At 59.9% G+C, this 24694-nt stretch carries 26 protein-coding genes and 1 tRNA gene; 19 read left to right on the top strand and 8 right to left on the bottom strand.

Features of this window, described 5'->3' with window-relative positions:
- Positions 1 to 84 precede the first annotated feature (84 nt).
- Complete coding sequence (locus PY650_RS17940; RefSeq protein WP_285880807.1) at positions 85 to 534, top strand: phasin; 450 nt, start codon at positions 85 to 87, stop codon at positions 532 to 534.
- Positions 535 to 1059: 525 nt separating this feature from the next.
- Positions 1060 to 1136: transfer RNA gene (locus PY650_RS17945), tRNA-His, on the top strand.
- 122 nt (positions 1137 to 1258) lie between these two features.
- On the opposite strand, the gene PY650_RS17950 is transcribed toward PY650_RS17945, so the two are convergent.
- Both PY650_RS17950 and PY650_RS17955 read right to left on the bottom strand, forming a co-directional pair.
- Positions 1259 to 1411, bottom strand: a complete 153-nt coding sequence (locus tag PY650_RS17950; RefSeq protein ID WP_285880808.1) for a hypothetical protein — start codon at positions 1409 to 1411, stop codon at positions 1259 to 1261.
- A gap of 403 nt (positions 1412 to 1814) precedes the next feature.
- The gene (locus tag PY650_RS17955; protein WP_285880809.1) at positions 1815 to 2696 is read right to left on the bottom strand and encodes a LysR family transcriptional regulator; all 882 of its coding nucleotides are present in this window, start codon (positions 2694 to 2696) and stop codon (positions 1815 to 1817) included.
- A gap of 112 nt (positions 2697 to 2808) precedes the next feature.
- On the opposite strand from PY650_RS17955, the gene PY650_RS17960 reads away from it, so the two are divergent.
- The 9 genes from PY650_RS17960 (at position 2809) to PY650_RS18000 (ending at position 12251) form a co-directional block, all read left to right on the top strand.
- The gene (locus tag PY650_RS17960) at positions 2809 to 4305 is read left to right on the top strand and encodes a CoA-acylating methylmalonate-semialdehyde dehydrogenase (protein ID WP_285880810.1); all 1497 of its coding nucleotides are present in this window, start codon (positions 2809 to 2811) and stop codon (positions 4303 to 4305) included.
- A gap of 144 nt (positions 4306 to 4449) precedes the next feature.
- On the top strand, positions 4450 to 4794 hold the full coding sequence (locus tag PY650_RS17965; RefSeq protein ID WP_285880811.1) for a VOC family protein: 345 nt from the start codon (positions 4450 to 4452) through the stop codon (positions 4792 to 4794).
- A gap of 284 nt (positions 4795 to 5078) precedes the next feature.
- Entirely contained in the window at positions 5079 to 5567 is a 489-nt protein-coding gene (rirA, locus tag PY650_RS17970; protein WP_285880812.1) for an iron-responsive transcriptional regulator RirA, read from the top strand.
- Positions 5568 to 5900: 333 nt separating this feature from the next.
- The gene (locus PY650_RS17975) at positions 5901 to 7496 is read left to right on the top strand and encodes an ABC transporter substrate-binding protein (RefSeq protein WP_285880813.1); all 1596 of its coding nucleotides are present in this window, start codon (positions 5901 to 5903) and stop codon (positions 7494 to 7496) included.
- An 89-nt stretch (positions 7497 to 7585) separates the two neighbouring features.
- Positions 7586 to 8590, top strand: a complete 1005-nt coding sequence (locus PY650_RS17980; RefSeq protein ID WP_285880814.1) for an ABC transporter permease subunit — start codon at positions 7586 to 7588, stop codon at positions 8588 to 8590.
- A 9-nt stretch (positions 8591 to 8599) separates the two neighbouring features.
- A complete protein-coding gene (locus PY650_RS17985) occupies positions 8600 to 9493 on the top strand; it encodes an ABC transporter permease subunit (RefSeq protein WP_285880815.1) in 894 nt (297 codons plus the stop codon).
- Positions 9493 to 10509, top strand: coding sequence for an ABC transporter ATP-binding protein (locus PY650_RS17990; RefSeq protein ID WP_285880816.1), 1017 nt, complete (start codon positions 9493 to 9495; stop codon positions 10507 to 10509). Before PY650_RS17985 ends, PY650_RS17990 begins: the two co-directional genes overlap by 1 nt.
- Positions 10506 to 11459, top strand: a complete 954-nt coding sequence (locus tag PY650_RS17995; protein WP_285880817.1) for a peptide ABC transporter ATP-binding protein — start codon at positions 10506 to 10508, stop codon at positions 11457 to 11459. Before PY650_RS17990 ends, PY650_RS17995 begins: the two co-directional genes overlap by 4 nt.
- Before the next feature lie 264 nt (positions 11460 to 11723).
- Positions 11724 to 12251 (top strand): gluconokinase, encoded by a 528-nt coding sequence (locus tag PY650_RS18000; RefSeq protein ID WP_285880818.1) that lies wholly within the window; start codon positions 11724 to 11726, stop codon positions 12249 to 12251.
- 12 nt (positions 12252 to 12263) lie between these two features.
- Here PY650_RS18000 and PY650_RS18005 read toward each other — a convergent pair whose 3' ends face one another.
- The 3 genes from PY650_RS18005 to PY650_RS18015 form a co-directional block, all read right to left on the bottom strand.
- A complete protein-coding gene (locus tag PY650_RS18005) occupies positions 12264 to 13511 on the bottom strand; it encodes an NAD(P)/FAD-dependent oxidoreductase (RefSeq protein WP_285880819.1) in 1248 nt (415 codons plus the stop codon).
- Positions 13512 to 13643: 132 nt separating this feature from the next.
- Positions 13644 to 14141 carry an isoprenylcysteine carboxyl methyltransferase family protein gene (locus tag PY650_RS18010; protein ID WP_285880876.1) on the bottom strand — a complete coding sequence of 166 codons (498 nt, stop codon included), beginning with the start codon at positions 14139 to 14141 and terminating at the stop codon, positions 13644 to 13646.
- Positions 14141 to 15196, bottom strand: a complete 1056-nt coding sequence (locus PY650_RS18015; protein WP_285880821.1) for a type III polyketide synthase — start codon at positions 15194 to 15196, stop codon at positions 14141 to 14143. The genes PY650_RS18010 and PY650_RS18015 overlap by 1 nt, the downstream gene beginning before the upstream one ends.
- 187 nt (positions 15197 to 15383) lie before the next feature.
- Between PY650_RS18015 and PY650_RS18020 the strand changes: the two genes are divergently transcribed.
- The 6 genes from PY650_RS18020 (at position 15384) to PY650_RS18045 (ending at position 20363) form a co-directional block, all read left to right on the top strand.
- Positions 15384 to 15926: a tetratricopeptide repeat protein gene (locus tag PY650_RS18020; protein WP_285880822.1), complete on the top strand. Its 543-nt coding sequence runs from the start codon at positions 15384 to 15386 to the stop codon at positions 15924 to 15926.
- 59 nt (positions 15927 to 15985) lie between these two features.
- A complete protein-coding gene (locus tag PY650_RS18025) occupies positions 15986 to 16630 on the top strand; it encodes an RNA polymerase sigma factor (RefSeq protein ID WP_285880823.1) in 645 nt (214 codons plus the stop codon).
- A 16-nt stretch (positions 16631 to 16646) separates the two neighbouring features.
- Positions 16647 to 17444, top strand: a complete 798-nt coding sequence (locus PY650_RS18030) for an anti-sigma factor family protein (protein WP_432761544.1) — start codon at positions 16647 to 16649, stop codon at positions 17442 to 17444.
- Between the two features lie 162 nt (positions 17445 to 17606).
- Positions 17607 to 19199 (top strand): Ppx/GppA phosphatase family protein, encoded by a 1593-nt coding sequence (locus tag PY650_RS18035; protein WP_285880825.1) that lies wholly within the window; start codon positions 17607 to 17609, stop codon positions 19197 to 19199.
- Positions 19196 to 19915 carry an RlmE family RNA methyltransferase gene (locus PY650_RS18040; protein WP_285880826.1) on the top strand — a complete coding sequence of 240 codons (720 nt, stop codon included), beginning with the start codon at positions 19196 to 19198 and terminating at the stop codon, positions 19913 to 19915. The genes PY650_RS18035 and PY650_RS18040 overlap by 4 nt, the downstream gene beginning before the upstream one ends.
- Positions 19916 to 19979: 64 nt before the next feature.
- Positions 19980 to 20363: a VOC family protein gene (locus PY650_RS18045; RefSeq protein WP_285880827.1), complete on the top strand. Its 384-nt coding sequence runs from the start codon at positions 19980 to 19982 to the stop codon at positions 20361 to 20363.
- Positions 20364 to 20370: 7 nt separating this feature from the next.
- On the opposite strand, the gene PY650_RS18050 is transcribed toward PY650_RS18045, so the two are convergent.
- The gene (locus tag PY650_RS18050; RefSeq protein ID WP_285880828.1) at positions 20371 to 21810 is read right to left on the bottom strand and encodes an MFS transporter; all 1440 of its coding nucleotides are present in this window, start codon (positions 21808 to 21810) and stop codon (positions 20371 to 20373) included.
- A 343-nt stretch (positions 21811 to 22153) separates the two neighbouring features.
- Between PY650_RS18050 and PY650_RS18055 the strand changes: the two genes are divergently transcribed.
- Positions 22154 to 23029 (top strand): MBL fold metallo-hydrolase, encoded by an 876-nt coding sequence (locus PY650_RS18055; protein ID WP_285880830.1) that lies wholly within the window; start codon positions 22154 to 22156, stop codon positions 23027 to 23029.
- Between the two features lie 36 nt (positions 23030 to 23065).
- Here the strand turns inward: PY650_RS18055 and PY650_RS18060 are convergent, their stop codons facing one another.
- Both PY650_RS18060 and PY650_RS18065 read right to left on the bottom strand, forming a co-directional pair.
- Positions 23066 to 23461, bottom strand: a complete 396-nt coding sequence (locus PY650_RS18060; RefSeq protein WP_285880877.1) for a VOC family protein — start codon at positions 23459 to 23461, stop codon at positions 23066 to 23068.
- Positions 23462 to 23534: 73 nt separating this feature from the next.
- Complete coding sequence (locus tag PY650_RS18065; RefSeq protein ID WP_285880831.1) at positions 23535 to 23960, bottom strand: tautomerase family protein; 426 nt, start codon at positions 23958 to 23960, stop codon at positions 23535 to 23537.
- Positions 23961 to 24086: 126 nt separating this feature from the next.
- Between PY650_RS18065 and PY650_RS18070 the strand changes: the two genes are divergently transcribed.
- Positions 24087 to 24677: a TetR/AcrR family transcriptional regulator gene (locus tag PY650_RS18070; protein WP_285880832.1), complete on the top strand. Its 591-nt coding sequence runs from the start codon at positions 24087 to 24089 to the stop codon at positions 24675 to 24677.
- Positions 24678 to 24694 lie beyond the last annotated feature (17 nt).

The following is a 24694-nucleotide window of genomic DNA, read 5'->3' on the forward strand; positions in this document are numbered from 1 at the left end:
CAATGCACAATTATCTATATTATATAAAGCTCATTCATTTCACCAAGGGCGCCTCCGAGTAGGGCCCCACATAGGAGCGCAAGCATGGCTACTGTAAAGAAAGACGACGTTTTTTCAACGGCTGCATTCGACCCGTCCAAGCTCTCGGAATCCTTCCGCGACTTCGCGGAAAAGGGTGCTGCACAGTCCAAGGAAGCCTTCGCCAAGATGAAGACGGCCGCCGAAGAAGCCGGCAAGACCGTTGAAGCCACCGTGCAGACCGCACAGGCTGGCTCAGTGGAAATCGGCCTCAAGGCCATCGACGTCCTGCGCACCAATGCCGAAAGCTCGCTGGCGCACATGGAAGCCTTGCTTCGCGTCAAGTCCGTCGCCGAACTCTTCGAACTGCAGACCTCCTTCATCCGCAAGCAGGCTGAAGTGACCGTCGAGCAGGCCAAGTCCATCCAGGAAACCACGAAGAAGGTCGCCGAAAAGCTGGCAAAGCCGGCCAAGGACGCTGCCGAAAAGGCAATGGCCTCATTCAAGGCTGCTTAATTTCCAGAAGCCTCCCAAGGCCAAACGTCTCGCTTTCAGGTAAAGCACCGAAAGCGGGACGTTTTAGTTTCGGGGCATGGAACATCCGCTGCGCGTTTGTTCGGGTACAGCGCGCCGTTAGCTGCATCCTACTGTTGTCGGTGGTATTATTGGGCGTGCGTCATCCAATGGAGGCCGTCAACTATCGCGAAAATACTGGGCGAAAATTCGCCCCTCTCACCAAAGGGCGCGGCTTCTAAAAGCGACCATCTAGCGATCGACACGTCTCTTGGACGCAACTTAAATATGCACTCATATTTGTCGCTCTGGCCGCCGCACTCTTGACCCTGTCAATAGCCTAACTGGGTTGAAGGTCGCCTCTTGCGGCACACGTTGCCGTGAACTCCTTCACTGCGACTGATGACATTTGTTTTCGAATTCCGCTAAGCGTTTTGCCCAGCCTTTTTCACATTGCGGGGAGATAGGACTTGAAATAATTTCAAAGTCCTCGTATGTGACCCCCGTTCCCGTGGCAACGCGGCATGTGCGGTTGTAGCTCAGTTGGTTAGAGCGCAGGTTTGTGGCACCTGAGGTCGGTGGTTCGAGACCACCCAACCGTACCATTTCCACAAAAATCAAGAGGTTCTGGTTGTCCGACGCTGTCCGGACTTGTCTCTGTCGGTTCGGACATTTCGCGCCGGTCGCCAACGCTTGTGGCACCCGCGGCGTCGCACTCTGCTGCGGTCTATTTCTTATCCGCTGGCTTCTTTGTGACATGTCCCGGCGAAATCGGGTCGCTGGCGGGAAAGGTTTCCTCAAGCGCTTCCTCGAGATAGTCGTCTTGTTCCTTGATTTCTTTTTCGGTCAGTTCCGATTGCTTTTTCGTTTTCTCGCTCATGGTGCAACTCCCTTGGTGTTCTCAAATATCTAGAAGATCGCAGGTGCTTGTCCAGCGTCGGTCACCTGGAAGGCGCACCGCGCGCCTCTTGGGCGAACCGAAGACGTTCTTGGAACGCATTCCGCGACACCATCATGGCCGGGCCGCTGGGTGGCCGACAGGAATTCATGTGGAACCGCGCCTGCTCCCGACCGTTCCCCAAGATCAACAACAAAACGGAAGGAACTGCCCATGTCCGTGCCACGCGACCCGATTCCAGAAAAGCCACCGATGCCCGGTCCCGGCTGGACACCGGAGCCGCCGATAGAGGAGCCGGATCCCGACAGGCTGCCGGACGAGATGCCCGTCCCCAATCCCGACGAGAACGAAGATCCGCCGAAGCATGCCTACGTCGGAGATAGCTTCACAAAAACATCCGCCTTTCCTCGCTCACCAGCTCCTGCAAAAAGTCCGCGACAGTGCGCACCCGCACCAGATCGCGGGCGCTTTCGTGATAGATAGTCCAATAGGCGCGTTTGATCGAGATATCAGGCAGGATGCGGGTCAGCTCCGGAAATTGCAGGGCGATGTAGTCGTGCAGGATGCCGATACCGGCGCCGGAGCGCACAGCCTCCGTCTGGCCGATGGCGGTGGAGATTTCGAACGACGCATCCCAGCTACGCATGATCTCGCCGGAGAAATTCAGCGAGGCGGTGAAGATCAGGTCTTCGACATAGCCGATGCGTGGATGCAATTTCAGCCCCTCGACGCTGTCGGGCAGGCCCGCCCGGTCGAGATAGGCCTTCGACGCGTAAAGGCCGAGCGTGTAGTCCGTCAGCTTGGACGAGACCAGGCGACCCTGTTCCGGACGTTCGAGGGTGATGGCGATATCGGCCTCGCGCTGGGATAGTGAGAAGGAGCGGGGCACCGGCACGAGCTGGATGCGCAGTTCCGGATACCGCGCAATCAGCCGTCCCAAACGGGGCGCAAGGAAGGAGACGCCGAAACCATCGGGTGCGCCGATGCGCACCGTACCGGTAATGGCGCTGTCGAGATGGCCGACGCTTGCCTGGGCGCGCAGCATTTCCGTTTCCATGCGTTCGGCCGCATGCAGAAAGATCTCGCCCTCGGAGGTCAGGTCGCAGCCATTGGTCCGACGCACCAGCAGCCGCGTCTTCAGCCGCTCCTCCAGCGTCGTCACCCGCCGGGAGAGCGTCGCGTGGTTGACACCAAGTCGTTTCGAGGCCGCAAGGATCTGTCCCGTGCGGGCGACGGCGAGGAACATGCGGACATCATCCCAATCCATATGCACATCCAGGACTTTAATTTCTGCACAACGGTTGCTTATAACAGCTCATTGATTTGTGCAAATTGAAGTGCCATCCTGTATTCATTCCAGAAAGCGAGGAGGCAAATCCATGCGTGAGATCGGTCATTTCATCGGCGGTAAGCATGTCGCTGGCACCAGCGGCCGCACGAGCAACGTTTACAATCCGGCAACCGGCGAAGTTCAGGCAACGGTCGCGCTCGCCGATGTCGCCGACATCCGCGCCGCCGTCGAAAACGCCAAGGCCGCGCAGCCGAAATGGGCCGCCACCAATCCGCAGCGTCGCGCCCGCGTTTTCTTCAAGTTCGTTGAGCTTTTGAACCAGCATATGGACGAGTTGGCGACGATGCTCTCCAGGGAGCATGGCAAGACGGTCGAAGATTCCAAGGGCGATGTCATCCGCGGCTTGGAAGTCTGCGAATTCGTCTGCGGCATCCCGCACCTGCAGAAGGGTGAGTTCACTGAAGGCGCCGGCCCGGCGATCGACATGTATTCCATCCGCCAGCCGGTTGGTGTCGGCGCCGGCATCACGCCGTTCAATTTCCCGGCGATGATCCCGATGTGGATGTTCGCGCCGGCGATCGCCTGCGGCAACGCTTTCATCCTGAAGCCGTCCGAGCGCGATCCGTCTGTGCCGATCCGTCTTGCCGAACTGATGATCGAAGCCGGTCTGCCGGCAGGCATCCTCAACGTCGTCAACGGTGACAAGGCCGCCGTCGACGCCATCCTGACCGATCCGGATATCGCTGCTGTTTCCTTCGTCGGTTCAACGCCGATCGCCCGCTACGTCTATGGCACGGCTGCGATGAACGGCAAGCGCGCCCAATGCTTTGGCGGCGCCAAGAACCACATGATCATCATGCCGGATGCCGACATGGATCAGGCCGTCAACGCCCTGATGGGCGCGGGCTACGGTTCAGCTGGCGAGCGTTGCATGGCGATTTCCGTCGCCGTCCCAGTCGGTGAAGACACGGCCAATCGGCTGGTCGACAGGCTGGTTCCGAAGATCGAGTCGCTGCGCATCGGGCCTTACACAGATGACAAGGCCGATATGGGTCCGCTCGTCACCAAGGATGCCTATAACCGTGTCAACAGCCTGATCGATCGCGGCGTCGACGAGGGCGCCAAGCTCGTCGTCGACGGTCGTGGCTTCAAGCTGCAAGGTTATGAGGACGGCTATTTCGTCGGCGGCAGCCTGTTCGACCATGTCAAACCCGACATGGATATCTACAAGACTGAAATCTTTGGGCCCGTTCTCTCGGTTGTCCGCGCCAAGAACTACGAAGAAGCGCTCGACCTGCCGATGAAGCATGAATACGGCAATGGCGTCGCGATCTATACCCGCGACGGCGATGCTGCCCGCGATTTCGCCTCGCGCATCAACATCGGCATGATCGGCGTCAATGTGCCGATCCCGGTTCCGCTCGCTTACCACTCCTTCGGCGGCTGGAAGTCGTCGAGCTTTGGCGATCTCAACCAGCACGGCACGGATTCGATAAAGTTCTGGACCCGCACCAAGACGATCACCGCCCGCTGGCCGTCCGGCATCAAGGATGGCGCCGAATTCGTCATGCCGACGATGAAGTGATGTCCGTCGATACCGCCTGATACGCACCGCCGCCCAATGCAGATTGGGCGGCGGTTTTTTGTTGCGGTTATTTCCTGCGGAGTCATCTTGCCGGAGGGTGCGTTTTGTTTTAGAACAAAACGAGAACAACTGGAGGACGGTGCGATGTCCGCGACCTATCAGATCGACTATCTCGAATTTCCATCGACCGACGGGTTGAAGACCCGGCGCTTTTTCGAGGAAGCCTTCGAATGGAGCTTCGTCAGCTATGGGCCGACCTATCATGCCATCGAGGCCGCCGGCATCGACGCCGGCATCCAGGGCAACGCCGCAGAGGCCACCGACGCGCCGCTTCCCGTCGTGCGCACGACGGATCTTGAAGCGGCTCAGCGCGCCGTCGAACTCGCCGGCGGCGTCGTCACCCGCCCCGCCTTCAACTTCCCGGGCGGTCGGCGCTTTCATTTCCGTGAGCCTGGCGGCTGCGAGATGGCGGTCTGGGTTTCGGCATGACTCTCGCTGCAAGCGGCTTATCGGAATCGGCGATCATTCCGGTACCAGCATGCTGTCGACCCATCTGGCACGCCGGAACGCAAACGCGCTATCCTCGATTGCGCCAGGAAGCCGCGGACGGGGCGGGGAGCGACCGATACGTATTTGCCGAATCCCGACTGACGGCCGACACTCCATCAGAATAACGTGAATGTGATTTTCATCTTTTGGAATTGTTCAAAACTACGAAAGGCACTATATAGCAGTCGGACCGTCCTATGCGGCCTTGATTCCAGGAGATCGGCATGCGCTTGACCAAGCAGACCAACTACGCAGTGCGCATGCTCATGTATTGCGCCGCCAATGAAGGCCACTTGAGTCGTATCCCGGAAATCGCCAAAGCTTATGGTGTTTCCGAGCTGTTTTTGTTCAAAATCTTGCAGCCGCTGACCAAGGCCGGTCTCGTAGAAACCGTGCGTGGCCGCAATGGCGGCGTGCGTCTCGGCAAGCCGGCGACCGATATCAGCCTGTTCGACGTTGTCCGGGTGACCGAAGATAGTTTCGCGATGGCCGAATGCTTCGAGGAAGGTGTCGTCGAATGTCCGCTGGTCGATAGCTGTGGTTTGAATTCGGCGCTACGCAAGGCGCTCAATGCCTTTTTCGACGTGCTAATGGAATATTCGATCGACGACCTCGTCAAGGCCCGTCCGCAGATCAATTTCCTGCTCGGTCTGACAGATGACGATCACAGGGCGATTGCCAAGAAGCCTGCGATCGCAGCGCCGGCAGCCTGACCCTAAATATGCGCAGTTTTCCATCCGCGGTCGCTTGAAGCGTCCGCGGATTTTTGTTTGTAACGTGAGGTAGTCCTGCGGCAAGCTAATAGTATTTTCGAAGAGGTAAGGGTAAAATTATCCCAATTGCGTCTAAAAGGGACGCGATTTCGATAGAATGTTACCAATCCAGGACCATTTTTGTCTGAAAATTTCCAAACTCCAAAATTTGGAAAAATTTTAGGCGGCGCGTGTTGCTTTCACACATTAAATAGCGTTCCATCGGCGCGATCCGGATGGGAACCTATGGGGAACCACGGTTTCAAAAGAAGAACAAACCTGGGAAACGATATCATGAAAAAGATCTCTGTCCTGTTGGCAGTGACTGCCTTGACTTCGGTCATGGCAACGTCCGCCTGGTCCAAAACGCTTGTTTATTGCTCGGAGGGTTCGCCGGAAGGTTTCGATCCGGGAATTTATACCGCCGGCACCACCTTCGATGCCTCTTCGCGTACGGTCTACAGCCGCCTCGTCGAGTTCAAGCACGGCAGCACCGAAGTTGAGCCGGGTCTCGCCGAAAGCTGGACCGTTTCCCCCGACGGCAAAGAATACACCTTCAAGCTCCGCAAGGGCGTGAAGTTCCAGACCACCGATTACTTCACCCCGACGCGCGATCTCAATGCTGACGACGTTGTCTTCTCGTTCAACCGCCAGCTCAAGGAAGACAGCCCGTGGGCCAAGTATGTCGCCGGCGGCTCCTATGAATATGCAGCAGGCATGGGCTTCCCGACCCTCATCAAGTCGGTCGACAAAGTCGATGATCTCACGGTCAAGTTCGTACTGAACCATCCGGAAGCACCGTTCATCGCAGACCTCGCCATGGACTTTGCGTCGATCCTGTCAAAGGAATATGCCGACAAGCTGCAGGCAGACGGCAAGCTGGAACAGATGAACCAGCAGCCGCTCGGCACTGGTCCGTTCACCTTTGTCGCCTATCAGCCCGACGCCGTCATTCGCTACAAGGCGAATGAAACCTACTTCAAAGGCAAGGAAAAGATCGACGATCTCGTCTTCGCGATCACGCCAGACGCATCGGTTCGTGCGCAGAAGCTGAAGTCCGGCGAATGCCAGATCATGCCTTATCCGAATGCCGCCGACATCAAGGATCTCCAGACCAACAAGAGCCTGAAGGTTCTCGAGCAGCCGGGCCTGAACGTCTCTTATCTCGCCTACAACACGCTGACCCCTCCCTTCGACAAGGCCGAGGTGCGCCGGGCGCTGAATATGGCCGTGGATAAGCGGGCGATCGTAGACGCTGTCTTCCAGGGTTCGGGCTCCGTTGCCACCAACCCGATCCCGCCGACCATGTGGTCCTACAACAAGGACATCAAGGACGACGCTTTCAATCCGGAAGAAGCCAAGAAGATGCTCGAAAAGGCTGGCGTCAAGGATCTCAGCATGAAGATCTGGGCGATGCCGGTTTCGCGTCCGTACATGTTGAACGCACGCCGCGCCGCCGAGCTGATGCAGGCTGACCTTGCCAAGATTGGCGTAAAGGTCGAGATCGTCACCTATGACTGGGCCCAGTATCTAAAGCTTTCCTCCGCCAAGGACCGCGATGGCGCGGCCATCCTCGGCTGGACCGGCGACAATGGCGACCCGGACAACTTCCTTGACACGCTGCTCGGCTGCGACGCAGTCGGCGGTAACAACCGCGCTCAGTGGTGCAACAAGGAATTCAACGATCTCGTGAAGAAGGCCAAGCAGACTGCCGACGTCAAGGAGCGTACCAAGCTCTATGAACAGGCACAGGTCGTCTTCAAGCGCGAAGCTCCGTGGATGACCATCGACCATTCCGAGGAGTTCGTTCCGATGAGCGCCAAGGTTTCTGGCTATGTGCAGGATCCGGTCGGTGTTCACCGCTTCGATGGCGTTGATATCGCCGAATAACGGACACATTCTGAAATACCCGGGCGAAAGCCGGGTGAACCGGCGGTCAGGCAATATGCCTGACCGCCGGAAAACTTTGGACATCTGCCATGTTGCGCTTTCTTTTCAGCCGCCTCGCGGTGCTGATCCCGACCTTTCTCGGCGTTTCGATCGTCGCTTTCTCTTTCATCCGCCTGCTTCCGGGCGATCCCGTCATGCTGTTGTCGGGCGAGCGCGTCATGTCGCCGGAACGCCATGCCCAGATCTCCCATGATCTCGGCTATGACCAGCCGCTGATCGTGCAATACGGCCACTACGTTTGGAACGCACTGCACGGCGACCTCGGGACGTCGATCACTACTAAGCGCGACGTCTTGACCGACTTCCTGACCTTCTTCCCGGCGACGCTGGAACTGTCGATCTGCGCCATGATCCTGGCGGTCTGTCTTGGCATCCCGGCCGGCGTTTTTGCTGCCGTCAAGCGCGGCACATGGTTCGATCAGAGCGTGATGGGTGTTGCGCTTGTCGGCTACTCCATGCCGATCTTCTGGTGGGGCCTGCTGCTGATCATCGTCTTCAATGGCTATCTGCATTGGACGCCGGTTTCAGGCCGCATCGGGCTCATCTATTTCTTCAAGCCGGTTACCGGCTTCATGCTGATCGACAGTCTCCTGTCCGGCCAGAAGGGGGCCTTCGCGTCCGCCCTCAATTCCCTGATCCTGCCGACCGTCGTGCTTGGCACCATTCCGCTTGCCGTCATCGCGCGGCAGACGCGCTCGGCCATGCTGGAAGTTCTCGGCGAGGATTATGTCCGCACCGCCCGCTCCAAAGGCCTTGCGCCGCTGCGCGTTGTCTCCGTGCACGCGCTGCGTAATGCCATGATCCCGGTGGTCACCACCATCGGCCTGCAGGTCGGCGTGCTGCTCGGCGGCGCCATCCTGACGGAAAGCATCTTTTCCTGGCCAGGCATCGGAAAATGGATGATCGACGCTGTCTTCAAGCGCGATTATCCTGTGGTGCAGGGTGGTCTGCTGCTGATCGCGGGAATCGTCATGCTCGTCAATCTCGCCGTCGACTTGCTTTACGGCTTCATCAATCCACGCATTCGTCATTAGGAGCGGCCCATGAGCACGGTAAGTCTCAAATCCGACCGCCCCTCCGCTTTTGCGGAGTTTTGGTACTATTTCTCGCGCAACAAGGGCGCCGTCATCGGGCTGGCGATCTTCCTCTTCGTTCTGTTCCTGGCGATCTTCGCAAGCTTGGTCGCCCCGCATGATCCGGACGCCGCCTTTGGCAGCGCCATGCAACGCCTGCCGCCCGCCTGGGCCGAAGGCAGCAACAGCAGCTTTCTCCTCGGTACCGACGCCAATGGCCGCGACCTTCTTTCGCGTCTGATCTATGGAACGCGATTCTCGCTGTTCATCGGCCTGGTGGTTGCCTCGCTTTCGGCGCTGGCCGGTGTCCTGATCGGCCTCGTCGCTGGTTATGTCCGCGGCCGAACCGATACGATCATCATGCGTATCATGGACATCATCCTTGCCGTCCCCTCGCTGCTTTTGGCTCTCGTGCTGGTGGCGATTCTGGGGCCTGGCCTGACCAACGCCATGATCGCGATCTCCATCGTCAATCAGCCGCATTTCGTCCGGCTGACACGTGCTTCGGTCTTAGCCGAGCGGGACAAGGAATATGTCATCGCCTCGCGCGTTTCCGGCGCCGGGCCGCTTCGCCTGATGTTCAAGACCATCCTGCCGAATTGCCTGGGGCCGCTCATCGTGCAGGCGACGCTCGCCTTCTCGGCGGCGATCCTTGACGCAGCTGCGCTCGGCTTTCTCGGCCAGGGGGCGCAGCCGCCGACCCCGGAATGGGGCACGATGCTCGCGGATTCGCGCGAATTCTTCCAGAGCAACCCTTGGCTCGTCACTTTTCCCGGTCTCTGCATCCTGATCACGGTTCTCGCCATAAATCTGATGGGCGACGGTCTGCGCGATGCCTTCGACCCGAAGCTGAAGAGGTCGTAATGGCACTTCTCGATATTGAAAATCTCACCGTTGAATTCCAGACTGCGTCCGGCCTGTTCCGGGCCGTCGACGGCGTATCCCTCACTTGCGACAAGGGGGAAATCCTCTCGATCGTCGGCGAATCCGGGTCAGGAAAGTCGGTCTCCATGCTCGCCATGATGGGTCTTCTGCCCTGGACGGCGAAGATCACCGCCGATCGCATGACGTTCGACGGCAAGGACCTGCGGGGCATCTCGTCCCGCCAGCGCCGCAAGATCATCGGCAAGGACATGGCGATGATCTTCCAGGAGCCGATGTCGAGCCTCAATCCGTGCTTCACCGTCGGCTTCCAGCTCGGCGAGACCCTGCGCATCCATATGGGTCTCGACCGCAAGGCGCGCCGCGCGCGTTCGATCGAGCTCTTGAATCTTGTCGGTATTCCGGCGCCTGAGGATCGTCTGTCGAACTTCCCGCACCAGATGTCGGGCGGCATGAGCCAGCGTGTCATGATCGCCATGGCGCTCGCTTGCAATCCGAAGCTTTTGATCGCCGACGAACCGACCACGGCTCTCGACGTGACCATTCAGGCACAGATCCTCGATCTGCTCGTGCGCCTGCAAAAAGAGCAGGGCATGGCGCTGGTGCTCATCACCCACGACATGGGCGTGGTGGCCGAAACGGCAGAGCGCGTGCAGGTGCAATATGCGGGCCAGAAGGTTGAGGAGCAGCCGGTGAAGGCATTGTTCCGCGATCCGCATCATCCTTATACGGCCGCCCTTCTTTCGGCCCTGCCGGAGCGTGCTGTCGTCGGCGAGCGACTGCCGTCGATCGCCGGCGTCGTACCCGGTCAGCATGATCGGCCCTCGGGGTGTCTCTTCGCGCCGCGCTGCTCGTTTGCGACGCCGGAATGCGATCGCGGCGTCAAGCGCCAAGGCGTCGAACTCGGAGTGACGCTGTGCAACTATCCGCTGGAACACGGCAAGCCGCTCGGCCATCCCGGCCTTGTCGCCACGCAAGCAGCAGGAGGCCTTCAATGACGGGCGCTGTTCTCGAGGGGCGCGATCTCGCCCGTTTCTACACGGTCAAGCGCGGCGCCTTTAAACCGGAGGCCACCGTGAAGGCGTTGAACGGTGTCAGCTTCAGCCTGCAGTCCGGCCGCACGCTCGCCGTCGTCGGTGAATCCGGCTGCGGCAAGTCGACGCTTGCCCGCTTAGTCACCATGATCGAAGACCCGACAGCCGGCGAATTGTTGATCGACGGCAAGCCGGCGAAGCTTGGCGATCGCAGCCTGCGCAGCGCCGTTCAGATCGTCTTCCAGAATCCTTACGGCTCGCTCAATCCGCGCCAAAAGGTCGGCTCCATCCTCGAAGAGCCGCTGAAGATCAACACCGACGACGATGCCGCCACGCGCCGACGCAAGGCTGAGGAAATGATGGCGCGCGTTGGCCTGCGTCCCGAACATTATGATCGCTATCCGCACATGTTCTCCGGCGGCCAACGCCAGCGCATCGCCATCGCCCGTGCGTTGATGCTGCGGCCGAAGGTGCTGGTGCTCGACGAGCCGGTCTCGGCGCTCGACCTGTCGATCCAGGCACAGGTGCTGAACCTTTTGATGGACCTACAGAAGGAGATGGGGCTGGCCTATCTCTTCATCTCCCACGGTCTTTCGGTCGTTCGCCATATCGCCGACGACGTGATGGTGATGTATCTCGGCCGCCCGGTCGAGACCGGTAGCGCGGAAGAGGTTTTTGCCCGTCCGCGCCATCCCTATACGGCTGCTCTATTGTCGGCGACGCCGATTGCCGATCCCGAACGCGAGAAGAACCGCATCCGCCTGCAGGGTGAATTGCCGTCCCCCCTCAATCCGCCGATAGGTTGTCACTTCAACCCGCGTTGCTGGCGCGCGCAGGACAAGTGCCGGCAAGTGGCGCCGGAACTTTTGGGCGAGGGCACGCATAAATTCTCCTGTTTCTTTCCGTTGGATTGATCCGAGTTGTGAATCTGGCAGACGCGGCTTTGCCGCGCCTTTCTGCTGCCCCTCACCCCAACCCTCTCCTGCATGCGGGGAGAGAGGGACCGGTCTTGCGCAGAACAGGCTCTGTCCTAGTTCTCGATGACGATTGGCTTGCTCCGCCGTTCCCTCGCCCCGTTTACGGGGAGAGAGTTTGGGTGTGGGGCTACGCAATCGGGTGCATTGGAGGTGGAATCCGCCCCAATGTCATTGTCGGCCATGTTTCAAGAAAGAAACAACATGAGTGAACTACCCAAGACGCCCCTCGCCATCATCATCATGGGCGTGAGCGGTAGCGGCAAATCCTCAATTGGCGAGGGTATCGCGGCTAAGCTTGGCATCCACTTCATCGAAGGCGACGCGCTGCATCCCGCAGCCAATGTCGAGAAGATGAGCAAGGGCATCCCGTTGACCGATGAGGATCGATGGCCTTGGCTCGAGCGTATCGGTCAGCAGATCGCGGAGAGCCTGGCGAAAGGTGAGGCGATCGCCGTGTCCTGCTCAGCTTTGAAGCGCATCTATCGTGAGCGTCTGCGGGCTGCCGCCGGTGGGCGCCTCTATTTTGTCTATCTCGATGGCTCGAAGGAGCTGCTGACCAAGCGCATGGGCGAGCGCAAGGGCCATTTTATGCCGGCGTCGCTTCTGGAAAGCCAGCTACAGACGCTGGAAGTACCGACCGGCGAACCCGGCGTGGTGACGGTCGGCATCGACGACACGGTCGACGGCATCGTCGAGGCCGCGCTTAAGGGCCTTGACGCGATCCGTTGATGCCCCGAAATGTCAGGGCGCGAATCGGTCCGGCGCATAAGCCGAGATGTCGATTAACGGCTTTTCACCGGTAATCAGCTCAGCGAGCACACGCCCGGTCACGGGCCCCAGCGTCAGGCCGTGATGGGCATGGCCGAAGGCGAACCATAGGCCGTTGTGGCGCGGCGCCTTGCCGATGATCGGCATCATGTCCGGTGTGCAGGGGCGTGCGCCCATCCACGGCTCCGGATCAAGTCGCTCGCCAAGCGGAAAGACGGTCCGGGCGACGGCTTCTGCGCGATCAAGCTGGATCGGTGTTTTCGGCGCGTCACGCAGGGCAAATTCGGCCCCGGTCGTCAGCCTGATGCCGCGGTTCATCGGCGCCAGGAAATAGCCGCGCTCGGCATCCAGCGTCCAATTGTTGAGGATGGCATTGCCCTCGGCGGCGTAATGCATGTGATAGCCGCGCTTGACGCCCAGCGGAAAAGCATATCCGAGACGCTTCGTCACGAGATCGGCCCAGGGTCCGAGGGCGACAACGGCATCTTCGGCCTCGATCGAGCCTTCCGACGTCACCATCTTCCAGTGGGAGCCGGATCGGCCGAGCGAGGCTGCATCACCCGTCACGAAACGCCCGCCAATGCTCTCGAAGTAGTTGCGGTAGGCGGCGATCAGCCCATGCGGATCGAGCACTGACCAGGGGTCGCGCCAGCGCAGGCCGCCGGAGAACCTGCCATTGATATGTGGCTCCATCGTCGCGATGTCGGTGCCGGTCAGCGCCTCATAGGCGACCCCGAATTCCCGGTTCAGACGCTCAGCCTCGGCAAATTCCGCATCACGCTTCTCGTCTGTGCGGAAAATTTCCATCCAGCCGTTCTTGCGGATCAATTCCTCGGCGTGCGAAGCTTCTATCAGATCGTTGTGCTCGCTGATGGAATGCTCGATTAGCGGCGCGTAGGCGCGCGAGATCATCTCATGCCGCTTGGTATTGGAATTCCACCAGTAACGGGCAAGGAAGGCGATCTGCCCCGGTAGGGCGCGCAGATGATAATGTGCGTCGATGCGGTTGTTGAAGGCGTAGCGGAGAAGAAGGCCGATCTGCTGCGGAAAGCCGTAGGGTACGACGCCCTCGCGTTGGATCAGTCCGGCATTGCCGAACGAGGTCTCCTTGCCGGGCGCTTTGCGGTCGACAAGGGTAACTTGGCGCCCGCGCCGCTGGAGGTGGATGGCTGTCGATACGCCGACAATGCCCGCGCCGAGCACAATTGCGTCTTTTGTCATGTTCCCTGCTATCCGCATGCTTCTTTTATCTGCGAATGATCTTATTCAAGAAACAGTTTCCCGTTTATTGAGGGCATGCTCCAAGCAGCGAAAATGCCTGCCAAAATGCTGCGGCGCAAATGAAAAATGCAATTAGGCTATGACCTGTCTCAAAGCCGCATTTTCCGCGTGAATACGCACGGTGAGAATGCCGGCGTTGAGCAGCGAAAAGATCAAGGCGTAGAGCGGCAGACCGAAGGCCAATGGCAAGGTGGCGACCTCGCCGACGACCACCGCATAGTTCGGATGGCTGAAGAACCGATAAGGCCCGCTTGTCACCAAGGCTACGCCTGGCAGTACGATGATCCGCGTTGTCCAACGCCCTTTCAACGTGGCCAGCACCCAGACCCGTAGGCCTTGCAGCACCATGAAGATGACGAACCAGACAGGATTGATCGGCCGGCCTGCGGCCAGAAGCCACAGGCCGATGAGCCAGGTCGCGTGCATCGCCACCATGTAGGGATAGTGTCCCGGCGCGATCTCCCGGGCGCCGCGCGCAAGAAGCGCGGCGGTATTGCGCCGCGCATGCGCCAGTTCAGCGAGCCGTTGCAGTGTGACGAAGATCAGAAGCACGGTCGACGGCCAAAGCATCACGGGACCCTCTTTAGCGTTACGCAACTGGCCGTAAAGCCAGGTCCCATGGCAATAAGGGCCGAACGCGGCGGCAGGCCGTCGAAGATCGCACGCTCCAGCACGAAGAGCACGGTCGGCGATGACATGTTGCCGTAGTCGCTGATCACCTCGCGTTCTATATCCAGCGAGCCGGGTTCGAGCCCGAAGGCGGTCTCCAGAGCGACCAGCACCTTGGTGCCGCCGGGATGGCAGATGAAGCGGTCGACATCCGATATTGTCAGACCCGCGCGTTCGAGAATGCCCGCGACGGCGGGCTTGATATTCGCTTCGGCAAAGGGCGGCAGCGATTGGTTCAGGATGATGCCGAAGCCCGTGTCGTCGATCTTCCAGCCCATGATGTCAAGCGAATCGGGAAAGAGATGCTCGCCTGTCGATTCGATCTCCGCAAGACCACCACCCTTGCCGGCGCGCAGAACGCAGGCGGCCGCGCCATCACCAAACAGTGCTGTCGCGATGATGTTGGGCCGCGTGAGTTCGTCCAGCCGGAAGGCGAGCGAACAGAGTTCGATGGCGACGAAGAGCACGACGGCGCCCGGACGGCTCTTCGCCATGCGCGTGGCAATGCCAAGGCCCGAAACGCCGGCCGCGCAGCCAAGGCCGAAGACAGGCACACGCTCGATATCGGAGCGGAAGCCCATCTCGCGCGCAAGCCGCGCCTCCAAGCTCGGCGTCGTGACGCCAGTCGATGACACCGTGACGATGCAATCGACTTCTTCGGCTCTCAGCCCGGCGCGTATCAGTGCATTGCCAGCTGTTTTCACGAAGAGTTGGCTTGCGACCTCTGCATAGGCTTCCATGCGATCCTGCCAGCCGTGCGACTGTTCGTACCAGGAGAGCGGGCGAGCGACATAACGCTTGCGGATGCCGGCGCTTTCGAACACCCCGGCAAGATGCTTGAAATCGCGGAAACGATCGGAAAACAGGCGGCCGGCGGTCTCGGCGGCCTCCGATTGATACATGATGTTGTCCGGCGTGGCGACGGCGAGACTGAGAAGCTTAACGATATCGGTCACTTGTTTCTCCTTGCGACCCTCGGCAGGTACATAGGTGAAAACACGCCAGCATCAGGAGTTATTCAGTCACGAAAGAGTGACGGCAGGTCGCCAGGACAAACGCCAGGAAAATATCCGAGGGGTCCGAATAAAATGAACGGATGGCGTGTTCTCTCATCGCAACGTTCATTTGCCAAGGAGCAATCCCATGACGACTACCGCTTTCCGCCTTGTCTCCGTCGCCCTCGGCGCCGGCCTCGTCCTCGGCGCTTTTGCCGTTCCCGTCTTTGCGGCTGGCGACAATTCGAGCACGACGCCGACCTGCAAGAAGGGCGAGATCTACGACAACAAGACGAAGAAATGCGTGAAGCAGCAGGGCGCCAATATTACCGACGAGAACCGCGCCGACTATGCTTATTCGCTCGCCAAGAAGGACCACCGCTATGAAGAAGCGTTGGAAGTACTCGACACTATGCAAAATCCGAACACGGCAGAAGCGCTGAACTATCGCGGCTACGCCACACGCAAGCTCGGCCGCACGGATGAAGGTATTTCCTATTACCTGAAGTCCGTCGCAATGGACCCGAAGTATTCCTTGGTTCGCGAATATCTCGGCGAAGCCTATGTCATCAAGGGTCAGATCGATCTTGCCAAGGATCAGTTGAGCACGATCAAGGCGCTCTGCGGCAACACTTCCTGCGAGGAATACCAGGACCTGAACGAGGCCATCCAGCATCCGTCGAGCCTCTGATATCAACGGCGGGTCGGAGATGATCGCTATAAGCAGTCAGCATTTAGAGAGATATCCGAGTGTCAGTCGCTCATTCCACAATTTCTGCTTATAGTCGGGTAAAATCGGAACCGCCGGCAAGACCGGCGATTCCCAAGAACGCGAACCTCGCGGAGGGTGCCATAGCCAGCGAAGAGGATATCAGGACGGGCCTGTCGCAGCACCTGACGCGGCTCTGGCGCTATGCCGTGGTGCTGTCGCGCCAGCGCGACTTCGCGGATGATTTGGTGCAGGCGACTTGCGTTAGAGCGCTGGAGCGGGCAGGTCAGTTCGCAGCCGGCACGCGGCTCGATCGATGGTTGTTTTCAATCCTGCACTCGATCTGGCTGAACGAGATCCGTTCGCGCCGGGTGCGGATGGGTCAGGGTTTTGTCGATGCCGATGAGACCTTGGTTTTCGATGGCGCGCGCGAGACGGAAACGCATATTCTCGCCGGCCAGGTACTGAAGCTGGTGCAGGCGCTGCCGGAAGCGCAGCGCACGGCGGTATTCCTCGCCTATGTCGAAGGACTGTCTTATCGTGAAGTGGCCGAGGTTTTGGATGTGCCGATCGGAACGGTGATGAGCCGGTTGGCGGCGGCGCGCGCAAAGCTTGCCGATGGCACTGCATCGGAACATGGAGCACGGCGTTCTGGGGGTGGGCGACTGGGGAATGGAAATGAGTGAAGTGGAAAAGATAAATATGCCTTCGGACGAGCTGCTCACCGCCTATATCGACGGCGAGTTGGAGACGGCCGAACGCGACAGCGTAGAAAGGATGATCGCTAGCGATGCCCGAGTGGCGGAGCGCTTCGATTTCCTATCGCGCAGCGATCTGCCTTTCCGTAAGGCATTCGAGCCCATGCTTGCTGCCGCCCCAAGCGCTAAGCTGGAGGCCATGCTTGCCGCCATCCCGTCCACAAAGGAGCAGAATTCCACAACGGGACAGAACAGGGCCGTTTCCGGTATCAGCCGCCGCGGCTTCCTCTCGGCGATCGCCGCCTGCCTGGTCGTGGGCATCGCCATCGATCGCGCCGCGATCGGCATCAGCCATCGTCTTGCCACGCCAGACGAGGGGAGCGAGTGGCGCGCCGTCGTCGCCGAATATCTTTCGCTCTATACGCCGGATACATTGAGCGCACCGGCAGGCGATCATGGTGAGCAGGCTGCGCAATTGAGCGAAGTGGGCTCCAAACTGGGCCTCGCGCTGACGCCCGAATCTGTCGCGATACCGGGCGTCGATTTCAAGCGCGCCCAGGTTTTGAATTATGACAGCAAACCTTTGGCGCAGATCGCTTATTTGGATCCCGAAAGCGGACCGATGGCGCTTTGCATCATTCCCTCGACCCTGGGCGCTTCGGCACCGGACATGGAAAACCGTCGCGGCTTGAATGTCATCTACTGGTCGAATGCCACCCACGCCTTCATGCTGATCGGTCATTCGCCGATCGACCGGATAAAGACGCTGGCCGATGGTGTTCGAGGAAGCTTGGCGGTTTGAGATTGCCCCTCTTTCTGAGTGGGAGGGGTTAACTCCCGCAAATCGCACGATTCAAAAAGAATTTGGCGAAAACCCATCCTGCTGATATTCTCCGCCCAACGAAAATCAAATGAGCGCCTGCAGCATGCCTCTCGGCCTTGCGCGGCGCGGTGGAAAAGATACGTGAGTGACCCCGACAGCGGCAAAGTGCCGCAGGCAGACGGGGCGTCGGTAGCAGAGCGCAGGAAGGGTAAATCCTCCCGGCGCGCTAAGCGTAAGCGTGGCGGTCACGTCCGCCCGAACGCTTATTCTGCGGAGGCCAACCAGACTGGCACGTCCGGTCCGGTGGCGATACGCCCAATAGACAACGACGCCGGTTTTCCGGCCAAGAAGCGCAAGCGTCGGCGCCGTTCTCACGGCGTAGCGCATGATGGCGCGCAGTATGCTTCCCCAGCACAACAGCAACAGGCTTCCGCCGCGCAGGAGCATCGTGCAGCGGCTGAGCACGGCTATGCACCATCGCACAAGAATGGCAAGAACAGGCGCAAGCACCGGAGCAAGCGCGGTCTGCAGGGCCGCCCGCTGGTGCATGAAAAGACGGCACAGATCGTCGCCCCCGCCGCTGGTGTCGCCGCTGAACCAGCTCCTGTTCACAATGACCATCATCATCATCATCGGTATTCGCCGCCGCAACGCCGCGACGCACAAGCGCCGCATCATCACGACGATGGCGATTTTCGATCCGTCGATCTCTATGCGGCGCTCGATCTCGGCACCAATAACTGTCGCCTGCTGATCGCGCAGCCAACGCGTCCCGGCCAGTTCCGCGTTGTTGACGCTTTTTCCCGCATCGTCCGTCTTGGCGAGGGGCTTGGTGCCAGCGGACGGCTCTCGAGCGACGCCATGGACCGCGCCGTCGAGGCCCTGCGCATCTGCGCTGGCAAGCTGAAGACGCGCGAGATCCGCCGCATGCGGCTGATCGCAACCGAAGCCTGCCGTGCGGCGGAAAACGGCGAAGCCTTCCTCGCCCGAGTCACGGAAGAGACCGGCCTGCGGCTCGAAATCATCGATCGCGAGACGGAGGCGCGGCTTGCCGTTTCAGGATGTTCGTCGCTCGTCGGTCCGGAGGCGCGCTCGGTCGTGCTGTTCGATATTGGCGGCGGCTCCTCGGAAATCGCTGTCATCCGCATTGGCGAAAACCGCTCAAGCCGGCTTGCCAATCACATTACGCATTGGACCTCGCTGCCGGTTGGCGTGGTGACGCTCTCGGAGCGCCATGGCGGCCGTGACGTCACGCCGGAACTCTTCGAGACTATGGTGTGCGAGGTCGCAGGCATGCTCGAACGCTTCGATTGCCCGCCGGTACAGGGGGCTGCCCGCGACAGTGGCGATTTCCATCTGATCGGCACGTCCGGCACAGTGACGACACTCGCCGGCGTCCATCTCGATCTGCCGCGTTACGACCGGCGTCGCGTCGATGGCGTCTGGCTGTCGGACGACGAAGTGACGGCAATGCAGGCGAAGCTGCTTTCGTGGGACTTTGCTGGTCGCGCGTCCAACCCCTGCATCGGGCCGGACCGCGCCGATCTCGTACTGGCGGGTTGCGCCATTCTCGAGGCGATCCGCCGCCGCTGGCCGAGCCCGCGCATGCGCGTTGCCGATCGCGGTCTGCGCGAAGGACTGCTTACCGACATGATGGCGGATGACGGTGTGTGGCGGCGCGGCCGCTCGCGCCGCGGCCATCGACCGAAGGACACAAAGGGGCCGCAGGCATGACCAAGCCAACGATCGCCGGCAATCGAACCGGACGCAAGCTCGGCCAGCGGGTGAAGAAAAAGAAACTGAAGGCCTCCTCGCGGCAGTGGCTGGAGCGGCACATCAACGATCCCTATGTTCAGCGCGCCCAGCTTGAGGGCTATCGCGCCCGCGCCGCCTTCAAGCTGCTGGAGATCGACGAAAAGCATCATATCCTCAAGGGCGCCCGCCGCATTATCGATCTTGGCGCGGCGCCGGGAAGCTGGTCGCAGATCGCCGCCAAGGTCACAGGGTCGACGGAAGACGACATCCGCGTTGCGGCCATCGATTTCCTGGAAATGGCGCCGCTTCCGGGCGTCACGATCCTGCAGCTCGACTTTCTCGACCCGGACGCACCGCAGCGACTGATCGATGCCGTCGGCGGCACGCCCGATCTCGTGATTTCGGATATGGCCGCTCCGACGACCGGCCATCAGCGCACTGATCACTTGCGAACCATGCATCTCTGCGAAGTCGCCGCACATTTCGCCGTCGAGGTCCTTGGCGAAGGCGGACATTTCCTCGCCAAGACCTTCCAGGGCGGTACGGAACGCGACCTGCTGACGCTGCTGAAGCAGAATTTTCGGCAGGTCATCCATGTGAAGCCAGGCGCATCCAGGGCTGAATCCGTGGAGATGTTCTTGTTGGCAAAGGGCTTCAAGGGACGCAAGACGGAAGACGAAGCAACGAGTGCTTGATTTAGCCGCCGCTTTTGTCCGATGATACAAATCTCATCGGCATTGCAGGCAGCGCATTCTTACCATGCTTCTTTACGTCACTCTCGGCTCAAACGATATTTCGCGGGCACGCGGCTTTTATGACGCGGTTTTGCCGTCCCTCGGTTACCGGCGTCAACGCGAGTCGGACGAAGAAATTGGCTATGCCGCCGATGGCGACACACGTTGCCGGTTCTGGGTGGTGGTTCCCTATGATCAGCGCAGGGCCACGATCGGCAATGGCTCGATGGTGGCTCTGCAGGCTGAAACCCGCGCCGACGTCGACGCCTTTCACGCCGCAGCCCTTGCCCATGGCGGCACGGATGAGGGCAAGCCGGGCCTGCGCTCTTTCCATGCGAATTTCTATGCGGCGTACGTGCGCGACCCTGACGGCAACAAGCTCAGCGCCGTCTGCGAGCGGCCGGAATAGGATTTGATTACTCCACCACTGGCTGTTGAGTCTGCGCCACCGGCGGCGGTGTCGCGACCACACGCTTCATGCCGGCCTTGTGGCCGGAGACGGTGGCGCCGGCGCTGCGGTCCATGCGGATGAAGGGGATGGTGGCAACCACGGTCAGGATGGAGATGCAGAAGAAGGCGACATGGAAATCGCGAACCTGCAGCTCGGTGCCGCTGAAGAAGGTCGAAGTTTCCAGGATCATGGCGGCGACGGCAACGCCGAGCGCGAGGCTGATCTGTTGCATGACCGAACTCATCGACGTGGCCTGGCTTGCCTGCCTGTCGCTGATGTCGGCGAAGGCGAGCGCATTGATACCGGTGAAGAAGAACGAACGCGAGAAGCCGCCGATCAGTAGCACGCCGACGATGATGAGATGCGATGTCCAGGGTTGGAACAGGCCGGTGCAGATCGTCGTCACCGTCGTGATCCCCGCCGCTGACAACAGCGCGGTCTTGAAGCCGACGGCGGTGAAGACGCGGCGCGCGATGAACTTGGTACTGATGGCGCCGATGGCGCCGGCAAAGGTGATCAGTCCCGATTGGAACGGATTTAGGCCGAAGCCGAGTTGCAGCATCAGCGGCGTCAGGAATGGCATCGCACCGATACAGATGCGAAACAGCGTGCCGCCGGTGACGGAAGCACGAAAGGTGGGATTTTTCAGCAGTGCCAGATCGAGAATCGGCGCCGGATGGCGCCGTGCATGACCGATGTAGAGGAAGCCGCAGACGAAGCCGATGACGACGGCCGAAATGCCGATGAACGGCGGCAACGCCGGCAGGCTTATGACCGACATGCCGAAGACGACACCAGCGGCCGCGACGGATGTCAGCACGAAGCCGATGAAATCGAGCTTCGGCGGCATGGTCGCCTCGACCTCCGGCAAGAAGATCGACGACAGGATGACGCCGAGAACACCGACAGGCACGTTGATCAGGAAGATCCAGTGCCAGGAGGCGTAAGTGGTGATAAAGCCGCCGAGCGGCGGCCCGGCGAGCGGGCCGACCAGGGCGGGAATGGAAAGCAGCGCCATCGCCGCGACCAGGTCGCTCTTTTGTGTCGTGCGCACCAGCACGAGGCGCCCTACCGGCGTCATCATCGAACCGCCGAGGCCTTGCAGGAAGCGGGCGGCGACGAATTCGAGGAGGCCGCCAGAGAAGGCGCACATGATCGAGCCGATGACGAACACGCAAATGGCAAGCCGGAAGATGTTCTTCGCCCCGAAGCGATCCGCCATCCAGCCACTGATCGGAATGAAAACCGCGAGCGACACCATGTAGGATGTCAGCGCTAGCTTCAGCGTGATCGGACCAACATGGAGATCGGTCGCGATGGCCGGCAGCGCGGTCGCAATCACGGTGGAATCCATCTGCTCCATAAAAAGGGCAACTGCAAGGATCAGGGGAACGATGCGGTTCATAGGCGGATGCCTTGGTGGGTCGTGTCTTTGGGGAAGGGGTCCGCCTGAGACGGGCACCCGCTCTGTAGTCCTATGTGCGGCCGCTGCCAATCCCCGATTCTGCCCTGTGGCTTCGTGGAGATCACGTCTTCGTGATGCCGCTTGCCGCCCAGTATAGGATACCAAGTTTGACATATGCTAAACGCATAGAAATGCTGAACGCATAAAACGTCGTTTGGTCTATTAGCGGATTTGGATGGATATGTCATGGCGAATTTTTAGCCATGACGGGTCGAATTCCAGCGTGCCGCGGCCGACGTCGATAAGCGCAGCTTACGCTGCGAGCATTGGAGAAAATGAGATAATGACCGCCGTTGTTCTGCCGCCCGACACCCATCAGTTCAAGCTTGGGTCCTGCACCATCACCGTCGTCAAGGATGGTGCGAATATTCTGGAGAACCCCTGGGAAATCTTCGGATCGAACCAGGCGCCGGAAACGGTGCAGAAGCTCTTGGCGCAGAACTTCCTGCCGACCGACAAACTCGTCAATAGCTGTGCGCCCGCTATCATCGACACCGGCGCTGACGTGATCGTGGTCGACACCGGCTTCGGTGCCGCTGGCCGCGCCCGCGGTTTGGGCCGTTTTCGCGAGGGCATGAAAGCGGTCGGCTACACGCCGGAGCAGGTGACCTTCGTCGCTCTGACGCATCTGCATGGTGACCATATCAGCGGATTGATGGAGGATGGCGCTCCGGCTTTCCCGAATGCGCGCTATGCCACGGGCGAGATCGAATATGTATTCTGGACCGACAAGGCTCGCGAGGGCACACCGGCGGAAGGCGGTCACAAAGCGGTGCTCACCAATGTCGTGCCTTTCGCCGAGAAGATGACATTCCTCAAGGAGGGCGACCAGATCGTCAGCGGCATGACGGCTGTACTCGCTCCTGGCCATACGCCCGGTCACCTCGTGTTCCACCTCGAATCGGATGGCAAGCAACTGGTCATGACCGGCGATACGGCCAATCACTATATCCTGTCGCTTGGGCGTCCGGATTGGGAAGTGCGCTTCGACGCCGACAAGGCCCAGGCCATCAAGACGCGCCGCCGTGTCTTCGACCTGATCGCCACCGATCGTATTCCCTTCCTTGGCTTCCACATGCCGTTCCCGGCCGTGGGTTTCGTGGAAAGGCAGCCGGAAGGCTTCCGCTATGTGCCGAAGACCTACCAGTTCGATTTGTGAGGCCGGCCCGTACCAACCCGTTCAGCGAGATCTAGCTCAATTGATGCAATTGAGCATCCATTGCACGCCGAACTGATCCGTGAGCTTCCCATAAAGGTTGCTCCAGGGCTGTTTGCCGAGCGATGTCGATATTGTGCCGCCCGCCGCCAGGCGGGCGAACACCTCATTTGTCTGCTCTTTGTCATTGAACTCAAGCAAATGTGCTGACCCACGCATCGGCTCCGCGTCGTCGTTGTCCGAAGCATAGAAAAGCACGCCAGGGCCTTGGAATTTCGCATGCATGACCTGGCCCTGGATAAATCCGGGCGGCGTCGGGATTCCATCCACGCCGTAGCGCTTGATTTCAGCAATTTTTCCGAGGCCACAGGTCTCGTAAAAAGTAAGCGCCTGCTCGCAGCGCGTTGTGAAAAACAGATAATTGGAAAGTCGCATGGCGAAACTCTCTGGGTCACGGGCTACGAGTGGAAACTGGCCAGATAAACTGGCCAGATCACTGGTGTGCCTTCTAGAGCGAAGCCGCTTGTTGGATCGCACTGACAAGTTGGCTATTGCCGTAAACTTGACCGCCGATGCCCCAGGAGCCTTCCGCGGCATAAACGATGTTCGTCCAGATATGATCGCGGGATACCCGACCATTCGAAGCGCGTTCGACGATGGTCGTGGCCGCGTCGATAAATGCCTGTTTGGCCTCGTCGGTGGCGAGCGCGATCTCCGGCAGTTTCAGCTCTATGAAGGCGGCTGCGGCCGGCTTTCCGCCTGAGAATACGCGTCCCTGCGGCAAAACGTTGATGGTGCCGACGACGTTCGGGGTCATGAACGCATTGCCCAAGAGTTGCGAGACTTTCAAGAGAGCATCGGTCAATTCGGTGAAGACCTGGGCCTCGGCTTCGCTCGACAGCAAACCTTCCGGTACGGTGAGTGTGATAGGCATGGCGGGATTCCTCTCGTTTGAAAATTCAGCCGGTGGTGCTACATAAATACTGATCGCTCTCTATTGATACACACTGATCACTCTCTATGCAAACATAAAGAGTGGTCACTCTTAAAGAAAGTTGACATGCGCTATAGTACAGAACACAAGCTCGAAACGCGCATCCGCGTCCTCAACGCCGCGGGCGAGATTTTCCGTCAGGAAGGCTATGGCGGTTCGGGCATCGATGCCTTGACCAAGGCTGCAGGCGTCACGAACGGCGCGTTCTACGGGCATTTCAAATCAAAGGGCGAAGCGTTCCGGGCCGCGGTTCAGGCGGGCCTTGATGAACTGCGGCTCGGCATATCGAATCTGAAGGCTCAACAGGGCAAGGGTTGGCTTGCGGCGTTCATAAGCTATTATCTCGGGCCGAAGCGTACCTGCGCGCTCGGCCAGAGCTGCGCCTTGCCGAGTCTGTCCCCCGACGTCATCCGCGCCGATACCGATACACGGGTTGCCTATGAGGTCGAACTGCGAAGGGTGATAGAAGAAGCGGCCTCCGGCCTGACCGGCAACTCGGCCGGCGAGCGTGAAGAAAATGCCATCGCACTACTGGCGCTATTGTCCGGCGGCGTAACCATGGCGCGGGCTGTTTCCGACCCGGCGCTATCGATGCGCATCGTGGAGGCGATCGAGCGAAGGGCCGGGTCCTTTGCTTCCTCCATCAATGAGAGTTGAGATTGACCGGTCAATCT

The sequence above is a fragment of the Martinezella calliandrae genome, assembly GCF_030272695.1.
GTDB lineage: Bacteria > Pseudomonadota > Alphaproteobacteria > Rhizobiales > Rhizobiaceae > Rhizobium > Rhizobium calliandrae.

What these genes read in the sequence shown, in the direction of transcription:
- PY650_RS17975 (WP_285880813.1), top strand. Translation starts at nt 5,901, where the DNA reads ATGAAAAAGATCTCTGTCCTGTTGGCAGTGACTGCCTTGACTTCGGTC.
- PY650_RS17985 (WP_285880815.1), top strand. Translation starts at nt 8,600, where the DNA reads ATGAGCACGGTAAGTCTCAAATCCGACCGCCCCTCCGCTTTTGCGGAG.
- PY650_RS18020 (WP_285880822.1), top strand. Translation starts at nt 15,384, where the DNA reads ATGACGACTACCGCTTTCCGCCTTGTCTCCGTCGCCCTCGGCGCCGGC.
- rirA (WP_285880812.1), top strand. Translation starts at nt 5,079, where the DNA reads ATGCGCTTGACCAAGCAGACCAACTACGCAGTGCGCATGCTCATGTAT.
- PY650_RS18005 (WP_285880819.1), bottom strand. Translation starts at nt 13,511, where the DNA reads ATGACAAAAGACGCAATTGTGCTCGGCGCGGGCATTGTCGGCGTATCG.
- PY650_RS18010 (WP_285880876.1), bottom strand. Translation starts at nt 14,141, where the DNA reads ATGCTTTGGCCGTCGACCGTGCTTCTGATCTTCGTCACACTGCAACGG.
- PY650_RS18045 (WP_285880827.1), top strand. Translation starts at nt 19,980, where the DNA reads ATGCTTCTTTACGTCACTCTCGGCTCAAACGATATTTCGCGGGCACGC.
- PY650_RS17980 (WP_285880814.1), top strand. Translation starts at nt 7,586, where the DNA reads ATGTTGCGCTTTCTTTTCAGCCGCCTCGCGGTGCTGATCCCGACCTTT.
- PY650_RS17955 (WP_285880809.1), bottom strand. Translation starts at nt 2,696, where the DNA reads ATGGATTGGGATGATGTCCGCATGTTCCTCGCCGTCGCCCGCACGGGA.
- PY650_RS18070 (WP_285880832.1), top strand. Translation starts at nt 24,087, where the DNA reads ATGCGCTATAGTACAGAACACAAGCTCGAAACGCGCATCCGCGTCCTC.
- PY650_RS18060 (WP_285880877.1), bottom strand. Translation starts at nt 23,461, where the DNA reads ATGCGACTTTCCAATTATCTGTTTTTCACAACGCGCTGCGAGCAGGCG.
- PY650_RS18040 (WP_285880826.1), top strand. Translation starts at nt 19,196, where the DNA reads ATGACCAAGCCAACGATCGCCGGCAATCGAACCGGACGCAAGCTCGGC.
- PY650_RS17960 (WP_285880810.1), top strand. Translation starts at nt 2,809, where the DNA reads ATGCGTGAGATCGGTCATTTCATCGGCGGTAAGCATGTCGCTGGCACC.
- PY650_RS18030 (WP_432761544.1), top strand. Translation starts at nt 16,647, where the DNA reads ATGCCTTCGGACGAGCTGCTCACCGCCTATATCGACGGCGAGTTGGAG.
- PY650_RS18055 (WP_285880830.1), top strand. Translation starts at nt 22,154, where the DNA reads ATGACCGCCGTTGTTCTGCCGCCCGACACCCATCAGTTCAAGCTTGGG.
- PY650_RS17990 (WP_285880816.1), top strand. Translation starts at nt 9,493, where the DNA reads ATGGCACTTCTCGATATTGAAAATCTCACCGTTGAATTCCAGACTGCG.
- PY650_RS18065 (WP_285880831.1), bottom strand. Translation starts at nt 23,960, where the DNA reads ATGCCTATCACACTCACCGTACCGGAAGGTTTGCTGTCGAGCGAAGCC.
- PY650_RS17965 (WP_285880811.1), top strand. Translation starts at nt 4,450, where the DNA reads ATGTCCGCGACCTATCAGATCGACTATCTCGAATTTCCATCGACCGAC.
- PY650_RS18000 (WP_285880818.1), top strand. Translation starts at nt 11,724, where the DNA reads ATGAGTGAACTACCCAAGACGCCCCTCGCCATCATCATCATGGGCGTG.
- PY650_RS18050 (WP_285880828.1), bottom strand. Translation starts at nt 21,810, where the DNA reads ATGAACCGCATCGTTCCCCTGATCCTTGCAGTTGCCCTTTTTATGGAG.
- PY650_RS17950 (WP_285880808.1), bottom strand. Translation starts at nt 1,411, where the DNA reads ATGAGCGAGAAAACGAAAAAGCAATCGGAACTGACCGAAAAAGAAATC.
- PY650_RS17940 (WP_285880807.1), top strand. Translation starts at nt 85, where the DNA reads ATGGCTACTGTAAAGAAAGACGACGTTTTTTCAACGGCTGCATTCGAC.
- PY650_RS17995 (WP_285880817.1), top strand. Translation starts at nt 10,506, where the DNA reads ATGACGGGCGCTGTTCTCGAGGGGCGCGATCTCGCCCGTTTCTACACG.